9 protein-coding genes are annotated in these 14,097 nt (G+C 61.5%); 7 read left to right on the top strand and 2 right to left on the bottom strand.

All coding sequences use genetic code 11. The features are described from left to right. Positions 1–367: 367 nt before the first annotated feature. Entirely contained in the window at positions 368–979 is a 612-nt protein-coding gene (locus AC3QL3_RS10945; RefSeq protein WP_492893450.1) for a hypothetical protein, read from the bottom strand. 88 nt (positions 980–1,067) lie between these two features. On the opposite strand from AC3QL3_RS10945, the gene AC3QL3_RS10940 reads away from it, so the two are divergent. From AC3QL3_RS10940 to AC3QL3_RS10910, 7 genes are all read left to right on the top strand, one after another. After that, complete coding sequence (locus AC3QL3_RS10940) at positions 1,068–2,720, top strand: MobA/MobL family protein (protein WP_492893448.1); 1,653 nt, start codon at positions 1,068–1,070, stop codon at positions 2,718–2,720. 459 nt (positions 2,721–3,179) lie between these two features. Beyond that, on the top strand, positions 3,180–4,670 hold the full coding sequence (gene gmtY / locus AC3QL3_RS10935) for a gamma-mobile-trio recombinase GmtY (protein WP_492893446.1): 1,491 nt from the start codon (positions 3,180–3,182) through the stop codon (positions 4,668–4,670). Next, positions 4,667–7,030, top strand: coding sequence for a gamma-mobile-trio integrase GmtZ (gene gmtZ, locus AC3QL3_RS10930; protein WP_492893444.1), 2,364 nt, complete (start codon positions 4,667–4,669; stop codon positions 7,028–7,030). Before gmtY ends, gmtZ begins: the two co-directional genes overlap by 4 nt. Then, positions 7,027–7,764 carry a gamma-mobile-trio protein GmtX gene (gene gmtX, locus AC3QL3_RS10925; protein WP_492893442.1) on the top strand — a complete coding sequence of 246 codons (738 nt, stop codon included), beginning with the start codon at positions 7,027–7,029 and terminating at the stop codon, positions 7,762–7,764. The genes gmtZ and gmtX overlap by 4 nt, the downstream gene beginning before the upstream one ends. Before the next feature lie 170 nt (positions 7,765–7,934). After that, positions 7,935–10,058: an ATP-binding protein gene (locus AC3QL3_RS10920; protein WP_492893440.1), complete on the top strand. Its 2,124-nt coding sequence runs from the start codon at positions 7,935–7,937 to the stop codon at positions 10,056–10,058. Beyond that, complete coding sequence (locus tag AC3QL3_RS10915) at positions 10,048–11,406, top strand: hypothetical protein (RefSeq protein ID WP_492893438.1); 1,359 nt, start codon at positions 10,048–10,050, stop codon at positions 11,404–11,406. Before AC3QL3_RS10920 ends, AC3QL3_RS10915 begins: the two co-directional genes overlap by 11 nt. Continuing rightward, on the top strand, positions 11,403–12,530 hold the full coding sequence (locus AC3QL3_RS10910; RefSeq protein ID WP_492893436.1) for a DNA methyltransferase: 1,128 nt from the start codon (positions 11,403–11,405) through the stop codon (positions 12,528–12,530). Before AC3QL3_RS10915 ends, AC3QL3_RS10910 begins: the two co-directional genes overlap by 4 nt. A gap of 241 nt (positions 12,531–12,771) precedes the next feature. On the opposite strand, the gene AC3QL3_RS10905 is transcribed toward AC3QL3_RS10910, so the two are convergent. Further along, the gene (locus AC3QL3_RS10905; RefSeq protein WP_492893434.1) at positions 12,772–14,097 is read right to left on the bottom strand and encodes a Spo0J and IME4 domain-containing protein; all 1,326 of its coding nucleotides are present in this window, start codon (positions 14,095–14,097) and stop codon (positions 12,772–12,774) included.

Raw genomic sequence — 14,097 nt, 5'->3', positions numbered from 1 at the left:
GCTCGCGCGCCGACATGAGTGCAAAGGAGCGTTTGGCCTTGCCAAACCGCCAAACTCTGCTAGATCAGTAGAAGCACCGTTTTCGGAGGCGACATGCTCCATCCACTCGACTACTTGAACTTTGTTCGAACTGCTGAGCGAAGGCACAGGGCGTTGCTTGCTCGCATCGCGCTCAACGCACTGCACGACCCCATCCGCTACCCGGTCGATCTTTCGGAAATCTTCAAGCTATACGGTACCAACCGAACTATGGTCGCAGGACTGTTGAACTGGGTTGGATGTTTGCCGGCCGAGGACATTTCCTGGGGCGAGCAAAAAGTCCGGGGGTTTATCGACCTCGTACACACGACAGTGCGGGATGAGGCGGTCAGCCCTTTTCGACCTTCTGTTCGCGCCGTACCGATAACCGTTGTGCCAATCCGTCCAACGCCAGCTTCACAGGATTCCCATTCCTGAACTTCTGAACTAGCCGGATCAAAACAGGTATTTCAATCCCCTCCAAGCGAAGGCGGCGGCACATCTCAATTTCCCAAGTCCCTATTCCAACGCCGAGTTTCTTGAGTTCGCCGCTAAGCTCTCTAGTGACGTTCAACCAGTCTTCGCATTGTTGTGATTCTCGCTTCCGACGAGCTTCGGACCATTCCAGCTGCGAGAAATAGTCACTTGATCTTTGCTCTGCGTTTTTCCGACCGGTCCGTATGAGAATGACTATGTCTTCAACTTTCACTCTTCCGAGAAGAAGGCGTCGACACACCTCAGCTTCCTCAACTCCGATGGGTTCGAGTTCAAGCTTGAGAGTAAAGAACATCCGAAGCCATCGGCGTGTTCCGGCGATGTGAAAAGCGATAAGTTCCGGTGCCCAAGGTTGAGCGCACATCCATTCTGCGAACCAGAGCTCCTCGTCTGAAAAAGGGGCGGAGCGCGGAGAATGAAGCAAAAGCTCCGACCAAACGCTCCTAGCACACGGGGAAATCGCCATTGAAGTCTCCGGCTTTGTTGGCGGACCATTGTATGTTCGATCGCTGGACGAGGCTGGCTCGCACATTTCTCATTTGCAGTGAGCTATTTTGGCAATCTACTACTCCCGCCTCTCCCTCGTCTCCCGTTCCCGCGGCCACAGCGCGGTCTCGGCGGCGGCCTACCGTGCAGGTGTCCGCCTTCACGACGAACGGACCGATCAGGCTCATGACTACTCGAAACGGAAGGGCGTCCTTTCAGCGGTGATGCGGGCTCCAGCACGCGCTTCGTGGGCTTTGGATCTCCTTTCCGTCTGGAACCGTGCGGAGCGAGCCGAAGTTCGACGTAACGCCTGCACGGCGCGCGAACTCCTCGTTGCTCTGCCGGCGGAGCTGAGTGAGAAGCAGAACCAACGATTGGCGCACGAGATCGCGCAGGATCTTGTCGGCAGGTACGGCGTTGCAGTTCTCGTGGCGGTCCACCGCCCCGACGCGCACGGCGACGATCGCAATGTTCATTGTCATCTCTTGATGAGCACCCGCGTCGCCGGGCCCGATGGGTTCGGCGCAAAGGTTCGCATCCTCGACGATCGCACCACCGGCCCCATCGAAGCCGAAACGATGCGCGCCCGCGTAGCCGAGCGCATCAACGCCGCCTTGACCGTCTCGGGCCACACGGCTCAGGTGGACCCGCGCCGGCTGCGGGATCAGGCGAACGACGCGGCAGATCGCGGCGACTTCGATGCCGTCATCAAGCTCTCTCGCACGCCGACCCTTCATGAGGGCAAAGAGGCATCCGCGTTGGCACGCCGCGGCCTTTCGAGCCCGGTCGTCGTCGAGAACGCGGCGCGGCGAGCGGACAACGCTATGGTGAGCGCATGGGCATCGAAACGAGCGCAGAAGCTCGGGCGAGCAGCACAGAAGCGAGCTGTCCGATGTGTCCGTCGTTCGACGGCCTCAACGGGCGCGGCGGCTCCCCGGCTGCGCACCTTGAGCAAGGGTCTCGGTCCACTCAACGCGATCACGCGTGCAACGGGCGCCGACGCCGAGTTGCTCAACGAGCAGGCCGCGCTGGCGCATTCTGCTGCGCGAGCGGCGCGCGACGCCTCCGAGAAATACCTCGACACGTTGGCGCGCGAAGCCGATCGGCAAGCCGAAGAGTTGCGGACGTACTTCGCGCAAGTGCGCCAGTGGTGGCCGGCCGCGCCGCTGCAACCGACCGGATGGACAGCGAACTCATTGGGTGCGTGCCCGCTGCCTACGTCGGTCCTGGAGCGCGCAATAGCGGCACAGGCTGCTTACCATCGATCGCACCAACGCCACGCATCGGTGCGGCGCCAAGCAGCGCGGGCGGAGCTTCGCACGGCGAAGGCGCGCGCTGAGGTAGAGCGTTCCGAAACGGCAAGGCCGAGTGTGATGAGGCCGCTGAGTCGGCGTGACTGGGCGGAGCATCGCCGCCGTCAGCGCGCGTTGCTTGCATCGGTCGAAGGTCAGGAACGCCGAGCGCGAACGCAAGTCGGTGCGCTGGAAGGCCATGCAGCGGCACGTCACCTCGAATGGGCTGCGGCGCATGGAGAGCTTCTGCGCGAACTCGATGCCGCATATCGGGAGAAGCAGCGACGCGCTCGTCATCCCTCTGCGTCGAAGGAAAGGAGCGACAACCCGGCATTGCGGGACGGCGTGGAACGCGTGCTGTCGGCGAGCCCAACGCCACCTCCGGCAGCGCGTCCGGAACGTGCAAGGCGCAAGTTGTCACCGCGCTGAACGTGCATCCCGGCGCGAGTCCCAAGGGGACTTGACTGCCGGTGCAACCTGCATACGTTGGACTTCATTGTGTCCAGCGGGAAGCCCTTTTATGGAGTGCATTCGACCCATCGCGACGCTGATCGTGGAGCGTCCTAAATGGTCGAACGCCGTCATAGCCAACCGGTTCGGTTGCGATCGCCGCCGTGTGCGCCGCTACCGTCAATTGCTCAAGGGAGCCGACCCCTCGGCGGTGGTGGCATGCGATCCCGATGTCCTGCGCGACGTGTTGAATGCGCGGCCCGGGGCACCACAGCGCTACACGCCGCCTGATTTTGCGCAACTGGAACGGGATCACCCCGGCGCTACCGGACGTAAGGCATGGCGGGCGTACGCGGCGCACGAGCGAGAGCGTGGCGCTCTTCCAATGGGGTACTCGCAGTTCATGCGCCTCAGGCGCGACGCCTCCGGGGTGTCGTCGTGAACGCCGGCGATGCGCTGCCGCCTCCGAGTGACGCGAGGATCGGTCCTGATGCAGGTGGTCGCAAGGCCGAGCCACCCGCACACGCAGCTCACGTCTGCGCGCTGACGACGGTCACCGGATCAGGATTGCGCCCCGCACGGTACTACGTCATCTACCGCGCCGCGAACGAAGGCAACACTCTTGACCCGTTCGTTTCTCTGCTTCAGTTTTTCATTGACCGCGGAAAGGTGAGTCAATTGCCGTGGCAGCGCACGCACGCGCGCAGCGTGGGGTTGCTTCTCGATCACTTGGCCACACACGGCGACTCGGTGGAGTCCGCGCCAGCCAACGCGCTTCAGCGCTTCGTCGATGACTTGGCCGCCGGAACCGTGGGGCTCGATGGGCGCGATCCCAGCGGTTTGCACTGGCCGCCCCATTCGCCGGCCATCGTCGAGGCACACCTCGCTCGCATCACCGCATTTGCGGATTGGCTTTCCGAACGCACCGGAAGTGCGCCGCTCAACCCGTGGCGGAGCGCTCGCCCGGAGGAGCGGATCGTGCAACTGCGGCGGTTCGAGCGCCGTGCCAAAGGTTCACTGCTTGCGCACGCCGCGTACCGCGCGCACGAAGCCATCTCCGCGGGGCGCGTGCGGACCATCCAAGCGCCGCGACAAGGGCGCAGCACGTTCGACGAGGTGCGTGCGTTCAATGAGGAGGCGTTCCTGCGGTTGCTGACGCACGGTTGGTCGAAGCGCGCACCGGTAGGAGCGTCGCTGTCCGCACGCTACCGCTTGCGCGATTTGATGCTGACGATCCTGATGCACGGGGGTGGTCTGCGTGCGTGTGAGCCGTTTCACTTGTTCGTGGGCGACGTGATCGAAGACCCGGATCAACCGGGTTCGGCACTCGTGCATCTGTTTCATCCCGAACGGGGCGAAGCGCCGTACGACGCGGGTGGCATCTGGCGCGATCGCGAGCACTACCTGCGGGACCGCTGGGGGCTACGTCCACGAAACCTGGAAGCCGGTGCGCGGCAAGCGGGCTGGAAAAATCTCGCGCTGACCGACACCCGCCGCAAGGCATCGCAGGTCTATTGGTTCCCGACGCATTGGGGGCAGGTGTTTTGGACCCTCTATCGAGCCTATATCCGCCATCGACCCGACGCTCAGCATCCGTGGCTGTTCGTGAGCGAGCGTCCGGGCGAGCGAGGCCACCCGTACACCGTCGCGGCGTTCGAACAGGCACACGCTCGCGCCGTACGCCGCGCCGGTTTAATTCACGGTAAGCGACACGGCACGTCGCCGCATGGACACCGGCACGCGTACGGGTTGGCCTTGGCCAACGCAGCGATTGATCGCCGAATTGTCCAACGCGCCCTTCACCACAAAAGCCCGTGGTCGCAGGACGTGTACACCGCCGCACAGGCGGCTGAAGTAGCGCAGGTGCTCGACATGGCGTCGAAGCGCATGAGCGGTCTGCCGGTGGAGCTGGCGGGAGAAATCCTTTGAACTCGCCTCCGATCCGGTGGGAGCATCCCGCGGCTCCACATTCAGAAAAAACGGACGAGCGCCCCTTCCCGCGGCGGGAAGATCCCCGCTTTGGATGGGCCGCGACCGACAAGCGGCTTGATGCGTGGCGCAGAGCGCTGGCGCAATGGGTTGGTCAGCGGTTGTCGCGGAAGGCTGCGGTAAAGAGCGGCAACGCACTCCTCGACTTCGTGAGCGAACGACCGCAGGAGCGTGCGTCACCGGAGGTGCTGTGCCGGCGCGATGGTGCGCTTTTGACGTCGTTCAACGCATGGGTGAGTGGCACGCCGAAGGATCGGAAAGAAATCGTCAACCTTGCTCACGAGTTTTTCGATTGGTACCTCGACACGCATCTCAGCGCATCGGATGACCACGGTCGTCTGATCCGAAGCCCTTCCCATTTCAACCCCATTGCGAGGCGTGTGGCTCCGGCGAGCGACGCGGAAACCAGTCGGGATCCACTGCCCACGCGGTATCTGCGGGAGCTTCGTCAGATTCTGCTGGCGAACGATTGGGAGTGGGCTAAGAAACAGAAGGTGGACTGGGTCGAGTCCCTCGACACGCACACGGGCGAGCGCGTGCGCACCTGGTGCCCGGTTCGGGCATCGGCCATTGCGTTGAAGCTCCTGCTTCCCCTGCGCACGTTCCAAGTTCGCATGGTGGACTCGGGAGAAGGCGACTCGCTCATGCACTCGGACGCCGGCTGGGCCCCCAACACGGGGCGCCATGCGCCGGCTGGGAAGCGAGACGTTCGACGCGGCTTTCTGCGGCGGTTCGTCGACACCGCGACGGGTGCGGAGGTCACCGGATTCTTCGTCAACACGAACAAGACCGCGGACCATCGTGCCGGGGAGGCCGACCACGGCTACGACATCCCGTGGGAACAGCGAGAGGCGATCACCATCGTGGATGCATTGGCGGCATGGCAGGCGCGCTTCAACGCCGTGGATGGTCCGCTGGCGTGGCGTGACGTCGCGGATCCCGAGGTTCGGTTGTCCGGCACGCAGCGGTGTGGGAGCGCGTACTTCCTGATGCGTCTTCCGCGGAAGCACGATTCACGGCAGCCGGTCAGCGATGGTGCGTTGAATCGGTTTTGGATTTCGTTGCTGATCGAACTGGAAGACCGGGTGGCCGCGCGTGGTCAAACGCGCCCTGACGGCAGCCGCATCCGCTTCGTCACGGCGACCGAAGCGGAGAAGAAAAGCACGCCGTTGTTTGGCCTCCATTCGTTGCGAGTAAGCCTGTTGACCGCCCTGGCGACCGAAGGGGCTGTGCCTTTGCACATCCTTTCCAAGGTCGTCGCGGGCCACGCGTCCGTGGTGATGACGTTGTACTACGTGAAGACCAACCCCGCGGATCTGTCGCGCTGCCTGACTGAGGCATCACAGAAGGTCGAAGCGGGCGAGCAGGCCGACTTCATCCGTTACCTCGCGTCCGAGCAGCGCAAAGAAGAAGGGGTTGTTAGTAACGACTCTGCCGGGGTCGCTGCGCTGAGTCGTACGGACGCCGGGCTTTGGAAAACCGTGTCCACCGGTGTTTGCCCGGTGGGCGGCACCCGCTGCGGCGATGGCGGGCCGCGGTTGTCGGGCAATCGCCACGCTCCGGTGCCCGGTGGCGCATCGAACTGCGTGAGCTGTCGATTCCACGTGACCGGACCGGCTTTTTTGCCAGGGCTGCTCGCCCGCTTCAACGCCGCCAGTCTGTCGATGGAGGGGGCGCGCCGCGAACACCGTGCAGCGGAGGCGGCGCTCGCGACAGCGGAAGACAACCGCTTCGATCGCGAGCAGGAAGGAAAGGAAGGAGATGTGCTGGAGCTGGCGCGTGCGAACAGTCGGCTGGAAGCGGCGGAAACGCGCTTGGCTGCCGCGGTCACGGCCATGCAGGCCAGCTACGAGCTCAGCGAACGATGCAAGACCGTCGCGCGCACCCATCGAGGCGGCCTCAATCTGGTGCTGGCGGGCTCGATGCCCGACTTGGAGATCGCGGTGCGCGAGACCTCCCAGGTGGAGCTGTGGGACGCGGTGTGCCAATCCGCGCACGTGCATCCGTGCCCTGAAGTCAGTGAAGCCACGCTGCGCCGCGCACAGGCGATCGACCGGCTGCTGATGCGCCACGGAGCGCCGCCGCTCCTCATGAACCTTCCCGACGACGTCGCACTGGCTGCTGGCAACGAGATGATGCGGTGGATGAGTCGGCAGGTCGGAAGAGATACCGCGCTCACGCTGCTCGACGGCCAGGCAGTCGGGTCGACGGACGTGGGGCAGCTGGTGGCGGACATGGTCGAGCATCTCGCGCATGACGCTGCAGCGGCACCCCCGCTGCAACTGGAGTGCACGCGATGAACGGGCATGCACAGGAGTCGCCCGAAGCGGTGCTGCAACGACTGCGGGCGCTGTACCCCGACCCGCGGCGCCGCCGCTCGTTCGACGTCATCGATGCGGTGTGCCAGGCCCAGCACGAGCACGGGAGTCGCGATTACACCCTGGTGACCATCGGGCGGCTGTCATCGGCCCGGAAAGGGCCCACGCGCGCAGCCATCGCGAATCCGGCCGGCGCTCCTTACCGCCAGCTGATCGCGGCGCACGAACGCGCTCGCGCTGCTTCCGGTAAAACTTCTCCAGCAGCGCACAACGAGGAAGCCGAGTTGTTGGCTGGCCTGAAGAATCCGCTGCACCGCGCCCGCGTGCGCACGGCGTTGGCCGATGCGCGACGGTGCGCGGAAGAAGCAAAGCGCTGGCGGCTCAAGGCCAATGCGCTGCAAGCCGTTGCGAATGCGTCCGCCACCCTGACCTTGGAGCCGGCATCCACCGCCGGTGAACTGCCAATGGCGCATCCGGGACACCGCATGCGGTTGGATCTTCTGCCCATCGAACGGGCTGCTTTGGCCGATGCGCTGAACCCCCGCCGCTTGGCCTCCGTGGGCCTACGCGTTGACAGCCGTGGGCGTGTGCTCGACGCCGCAGGCAAGGCCGTCTTACCGATCGGCTTCGCGACCATGCTGGTCAAGGTGGCGGCAGCGGCCGGTATAGAGGTCGGTGACCGTCAGTTCGGTGACGTCACCGAGACAAGTCCCTGATCCTTTGAGATAAGTGAGTCTGTTACTAGGGAATCCTCCCGTTTTCCCTAGTAACGTAAGGTCACCGAAAGTGCGAAGGGTGGGGTTTCGGACGTTCCAAAAGGGGCAGGTTGGCAAATGTTCAGAATGCGCTACGCTGGTCGCAGGAATTGGGCTAAGGGAGCGACGCGGTGAACGATTTCCTTTCAGGACAGAAAGCCGCTCAGGCGCAAGCCGAGGCGGAGCGAGCAGGACGGGAGCTTGCGGCACGACTCAAAGATGACCGCCGAGTCGGCGACTTATTGAAGCTGGACTACAGCGAAGCGTTGATCGTCATCCATGACTTTTTTCGCCAAGAGGTCGGAGGCGTGCCTCTGGGTTGCTTTCTCGTTGCAACGCGCATCGCACCAAACAGCCAGCCGAATCCATCTCAGGAGGACACGTCGCTCATCCTTATGCGCGTACTCGGTCCTTCCATGCTCCCGAACACCATCGAGATGGACCGTGATCGCTTTGAGGCGGCAAAACGATCCACGGCGCGCGCGGACGTGCAGTGGGATGATGAAAAATCAACGGACCAGTTCACGCTCAACCTCCTGCGCTATTCAGGGTTGCGTTGCCGCATCCTGGGCACGTTCTTGCTGAAAGAAAACGAACAGCGAGAATGGAAGTTACTGTTCGGAGCTGACCTAGCGAATTTTTACTCCGGTCGCGGGATGAAGGTGTACAAGCCGGACGCCGCCCTTCTGGATTTCATAGTCAACTTCATGCGGCCACGCCAAGATCGGCCGGCAATCGGCGATGCGCGCATTCGTGTTGGGCGCGTGCGCTATGCCGCAAGCGAGCGCGACAGCGATGTCACCCATCTCAGTGCCGTCAGCATGGATCCAACGGATCTGCTGGCGCGCCGAACGGCGTTGTTCGGCATGAGTCGGACCGGCAAGTCCAATACGACAAAGATCATTGCGTCCGCCGTGTTTGGGCTGCGCAACCGTGACGTTCGGGTGGGTCAGTTGATTCTCGATCCGAATGGGGAATACGCCAACGACAATGTCCAGGACCGCGGTTCGCTGAAGGCTGTTGCGAACCCCACATATACGCCCGGAGCCCTCGCAGGAGATGTCGTAACCTACGGGTTGCATCCACACCCCAATGATCCGCAGCGTCGAATCATCAAGCTCAACTTTTTCGGAAACGAACCCAGCGACTGGCGGAATCGGGAGAACGTTGAGCGATCTTTGGTCGGTTTGATTCGCGGCAAGGAAGTGCTCGATACGCTGTTGAGCGATCAGTCTTCACAATACTTCTCACAGTTCCGCGCTCTGCGTCTGGACGTCCCCAGCGAGTGGGACGAAAGCACACAATCCCGTTACCGTAGGGTCATCACCGCCTACCGGGCTCTTCTGTCCAGTCATTTAGCCCCGCCGCCGGCAATGGCGCAAGCAAATCTCAAACGCCTCACCAATGAGGAATTGCGCACCGCGCTGTCAAAATCTCCCGGCCATGCGGCGATTGCGCAGACGTTTTCGCAAGAGTCTGCACATTGGGATGCCACGCGCGCGGCATGGCAGAAGCTGAGTGAGGCCATCCATGATCCGAAGTCTCCTTACGCTGACTTCAATCGTGCGTACGCGGCCAAAAAAGAAGGGCGTGATTGGCACGATCACTCGCTTATGGCCGTGTTGGATTACATCACCAAGCCCGGTGGCGTGCGCCTCATTTCCCGCCTGAGCGAATACCATCATCCATCCAGCACGTCCGACTACGCCGACGACGTCGTAGCCGACTTGCGCGCGGGCCGCTTGGTCATCATCGATCAGTCGACCGGTGATCCCCTGTTGAACAAAGCCGCATCTGACCGGTTGATGTGGCACGTTTTCAACAGGCAGCGTGAGGATTTCATCAATCCCAAGCGCGACAGCCAGGGCGGGCTGATTCCTCCGCCGGACGTTCTCGTCTATGTGGAAGAAGCGCACAACCTGTTGCCAGCCAAGAACGACGACATAACGCTCATATGGTCGCGCATCGCCAAAGAAGGTTCGAAGTTCAAGATCGGTCTGGCATACGCAACGCAAGAACCCAGCTCCATACAGTCCAACATCCTTAAGAACACCGACAACTGGTTCATTGCGCATTTGAACAACGCAGATGAGCTGCGCGAACTAAAAAAATACTACGACTTCGACGATTTCGCACAGCAGATTTTGGCGGTCCCAGAGCCGGGGTTCTTGCGCATGCGCACGCTGTCCAATCCGTACACAGTCCCCGTTCAAATCGATCCATTTGTGGTTGCAGGGAGTTCCGATGCCCTTTGACCACGAGTTTGCGACCGGCGAGAGCTTAAGCTCTCTTCAGTCAAGCGCGGCTTTCAGGGAGTTTCGCGGAAAAATCCGATCACGCAACGGCGCGGCTTCTGCTCTGCCGAGTCAGCTGGCGCCGATTCGAACCGATTGGCGGCCGCATCGCGTCATCGCCATCGATGGATCGACCGTGACAGCGCCAGTCGAGAATGGCTTCCCACTGGCCGAGGTAAGTCTGATGAAGGTCTCGGTCGTGAGCATCGACATCGCGAAACTCTTGGAGGGAAACAGCGGAACAATTCCACATCCCGCCGTTTTTTACGATATGGAAAAGGCTTCTACTTTCGACAGCGTGTTACCAGGCGCAAATATCGTGCGCCCTGACGAAGAAGGTGATACGCCAAAGCGATTTTTTAGGCATTCGGTGTTTCAGGCGTTTGGCGGAAAACTTGACGAGAAACATGAAACGTTACTAGAGACGGTGCGCAATATCGTCGGCACACATCGATCCGTTGCGCGGCCGCCTTCTTGCCCCGTCGATGACTGCGATTCGGAGCTATTGCCAGGGGTGAATGAGTATTCGTGCCCTTGCTCGCGAGCCGAACGTCTCTTCGAGACAGATGCTTTCCGGTTTTCAGAGCGATTCAACGAAGTGGCCAGCAATGGCGAATCGCACGGCGAAGTCCGTCACGTGATCGAAGTTGTTTCGTTGTTCAACATGCTCCGGTTCTTCACTAAGGATGAACTCGGTTTTTCTTACCTTAGAAACAGCGTATTCGTGCTCGATGGTCCTCTTGCGCTGTTCGGCCACCCGGCATGGCTTGCGCCCTATCTTCGTGAGGAACTCAAACGCATCAATGACCTCTGCCTGAACCGAGGCTTTGAACTTGCGGTGTTCGGGTTTGAAAAGTCAGGCGCGTTTGTCGAGCATTTCGATCAGCTTGATCGAGACGAAAAGAAGGGACCACGTGGCCAGTTTGCCCCTGGAACTGTCTTTTCCTTAGACGCTGACTATATCAATTGCAACATCACCATGCGGCCTTCGGGTTCCAAGCCACATGGCCAAGACACGTACTTTGGTAGGAAGCTTTTTTACAAGACCCGTGCAGGAGAACATGCGGTGATCACCGCCGCAATGGTCAATGCGGCGTCCCGCAATTTCCACCGGTGTGACGCTGCTTGCTACCCACGATTGGGCGATACACTCAATGTCCTGGACGTGCTGGCAACTTACCTTTACCGAGATGGATTCATGCCGCTGGTACGTGCGAATGCACATGCGGCTATTCCGCTCAAGCGCGGTGCGGATCTCATCCAAGGCCTGTTCGGAAAAGGCACGCCCATCGTCAAGGCGGCGCCATGACGACGGTGTTCGACGCCAACACGCGATGGGCGAAGCTGGGGCCCTACTATGCAATGTTCCCGGTCGACTTCGTACGGCGTATTGTCGACGAGTTTTCACCGCCGGGGTCAGCAGTGCTTGACCCATTTTGCGGCCGGGGCACTGTGCCGTATGTCGCGGCAACATCCGGGCGCCAGGCCGTGGGAATCGACATCAATGAGGTGGCCTATGTTTATTCCGCGGCCAAGACGCAGCCAGAGCTCCACGTGCGGAATGTTATCGGTCGCATCGACGAGATCGCGCGCGAGGTAAGACAGTCAGATCGTCGCCCAGAAAATGAATTTCAGAAGTGGGCATGGGCACCGAGGGTGCTGGGTTTCCTACGCGCCGCTCGGCGCGAACTTGACTGGCAGAATGATCGCTGCGACCGCACCCTGATGGCGTTGATCCTCATCCATCTCCATGGCAAGACTGGGGGGGCTGTGAGCAACCAAATGCGTCAGAGCAAGAGCATGGCGCCCGATTATGCGGTGCGATGGTGGCGAGAACGCAATATGGAACCGCCTGATCTGGATCCTGTGGCGTATTTCAAAGCACGCGCAGAGTGGAGATATGCGCGCGGAGTTCCCAAGCGGTCTGAAAGCCGCATCGCGTGGGGTGATGCACGGACCGTCTTGCCCGCGGTGCGGCGCCGATTTTCGTTGTTGCTGACATCGCCCCCGTATTGCGGGGTCACGAACTACCGTCTCGATAACTGGATTCGCTTGTGGATGTTAGGAAACCCCGCCTTACCCGTTCACGAGTCTGCGTACCGACATGTCAACCGTCTAGCCTACAAGGAGATGCTTGAAGGCGTGTTTCGAGCCTCGCACGGCTGCATGTTCGAGGATGCGGTGGTATACGTGCGGACGGACAGCCGTCCGTTTACGCTTCAAACAACTAAAAACGTTCTGGCCGACATTTGGCCGGAACACACTGCGTATCAACGAAGTGAACAGCCAGCCAAGACTCAGACCCATCTGTTTGGTGACACGAGCGCGAAACCTGGGGAGACTGATTTGTTACTGCTGCCCCGAAGCGTGCGGCGCCCGCACGGATTCCATCGATGGCCTGATCGCATGCCCGCGCTTCCGCGAGCTGCTTGAGATTCGCGCATCTGAGGATGCGAACTCACAGCGATAGATTTTAGTTCGAAACGAACGCGCAAGGCCGATTGTAGGATGCAGCGCGGTTAGAACATTGGTTCGCGGTCCTCGGTGCGTCGATACTGCCAGCGGCATGCCGGCGCAGACGAGGCTTCGGCAAAGTTCAATGAAAAAAAGCGGTGCCGCCGTGCGCACGGCGGCACCGCCGCGGGTCTTATCGCATCGTCGCTCATCACGCGAGTCATTTTTTCTCCTTGCGGGACGCGCGCGATGCAGGCTTCGACTCGCGCTTGCCTTTCATCGGAGACGTTTTGGTCTTCTTCATCGGTTTCTTCGCGCGCGGGGTCTTCTTTGAGCTGATAGTGCGCTCAGTCGGATCCGGAGCAGCGTCGTCATTGGCCGCTGACCCCTCATCGAACACAACGTCCAGCTGATTGCCCAAAGCTGCCCACCCCGGCCGCGCGGTGCGGCAGAACAGCTCGACTCTGGCCGCGTTGGGGTACAACCGCTCAAGCTCCTGGGCGAAGTGGGCTGGCTTGCGCGAATGCAACGTGACGGTCTGGTCGTCGATGAACACGCTCTTCATCGCGGGCTTGGCCGAACTGAATCCCTGTCCGCGGCGTCCCATGAGCAGCACTTCGTGCGTGGGCCGAATGGCTGAGTTGCTCGGGCAACCCCTGCGCTTCACCCAGACCGCATGCGTGACGTACTCGAAGCCCCACGCCTTCATGACTTCCAACGCGTCGGTGAGCAGACAGTTCGGCGTCCACAGCCACAGCACCGAATCTTTCGCGGAAATTCGGTCGACCGGCAAAGCCTTGATGTCGGGCAGGTCCATGGTGGGATAGTGGCGCCCCGGCGCAGCACTGTACGTGGCCGGCCCCCTGACGTCGTAGTTCCAGGGTGGGTCGGCCAACACCACGCTGTACGCAACGCCCTCGATCATCAGTTGGTCGATGCACGTGGCGAGATCGCCTTCCGGCAAGACGGCCGTGCGGGCTTTTGCAGCGATGGCGCGGCTTTCTACGGTGCGAACCGCCTGCGGCAAGGACATCGTGCCGGCCAGCACTTTGGCATGCACGTCGTCGACGAGTTTGATTTTCCGATAGCGATCGAGCGTATCTGCGCTGAGCCCCATCGTGCGTGCCGCTTCCGCTCGACTGATACCCGAACCGCCGCCGTGTTGATTCGCGCCCTTGCGAAGAGTCGCCAGCGTATCCGCAATCGCTGCTCGGACCCCCAGCGTGAGCTCGCGGCGGCAGCCGTTGAGTTCGAAGAAGCTGCGACCGAGCAGCTCGGCGTCGGATGTCGTTTCCTCGGACATCGGCAAGTCGACGATCCACGCTTCGCGGCCCAAGGCCGTGAGGGCGTGCAGCCGGCGACGACCGTCCACGATCTGACCACCTCGGCGGAGAATCGGGGACAGCTGCCCGTGGGCGGTGAGGCTGCGGGCGAGCATCTTGTCCGCGTCGAAGTCCATCGAGGGGACGTGGGCGAGCACCGCAGCCAGGGTGTCGGTCTGGGCCGAGGTGGCGAGCACCGTCGGAGTCTTCTTGTGCGTGTTCAT

The sequence above is a fragment of the Dokdonella sp. GW821-FHT11D02 genome (genome assembly GCF_058808595.1).
This window is presented reverse-complemented; position numbering and strand designations above follow the sequence as displayed.

Coding starts and splice junctions, on each gene's coding strand:
- AC3QL3_RS10910 (WP_492893436.1), top strand. CDS start 11,403: ATGACGACGGTGTTCGACGCCAACACGCGATGGGCGAAGCTGGGGCCC.
- AC3QL3_RS10905 (WP_492893434.1), bottom strand. CDS start 14,097: ATGAACACGCACAAGAAGACTCCGACGGTGCTCGCCACCTCGGCCCAG.
- AC3QL3_RS10915 (WP_492893438.1), top strand. CDS start 10,048: ATGCCCTTTGACCACGAGTTTGCGACCGGCGAGAGCTTAAGCTCTCTT.
- AC3QL3_RS10945 (WP_492893450.1), bottom strand. CDS start 979: ATGGCGATTTCCCCGTGTGCTAGGAGCGTTTGGTCGGAGCTTTTGCTT.
- gmtX (WP_492893442.1), top strand. CDS start 7,027: ATGAACGGGCATGCACAGGAGTCGCCCGAAGCGGTGCTGCAACGACTG.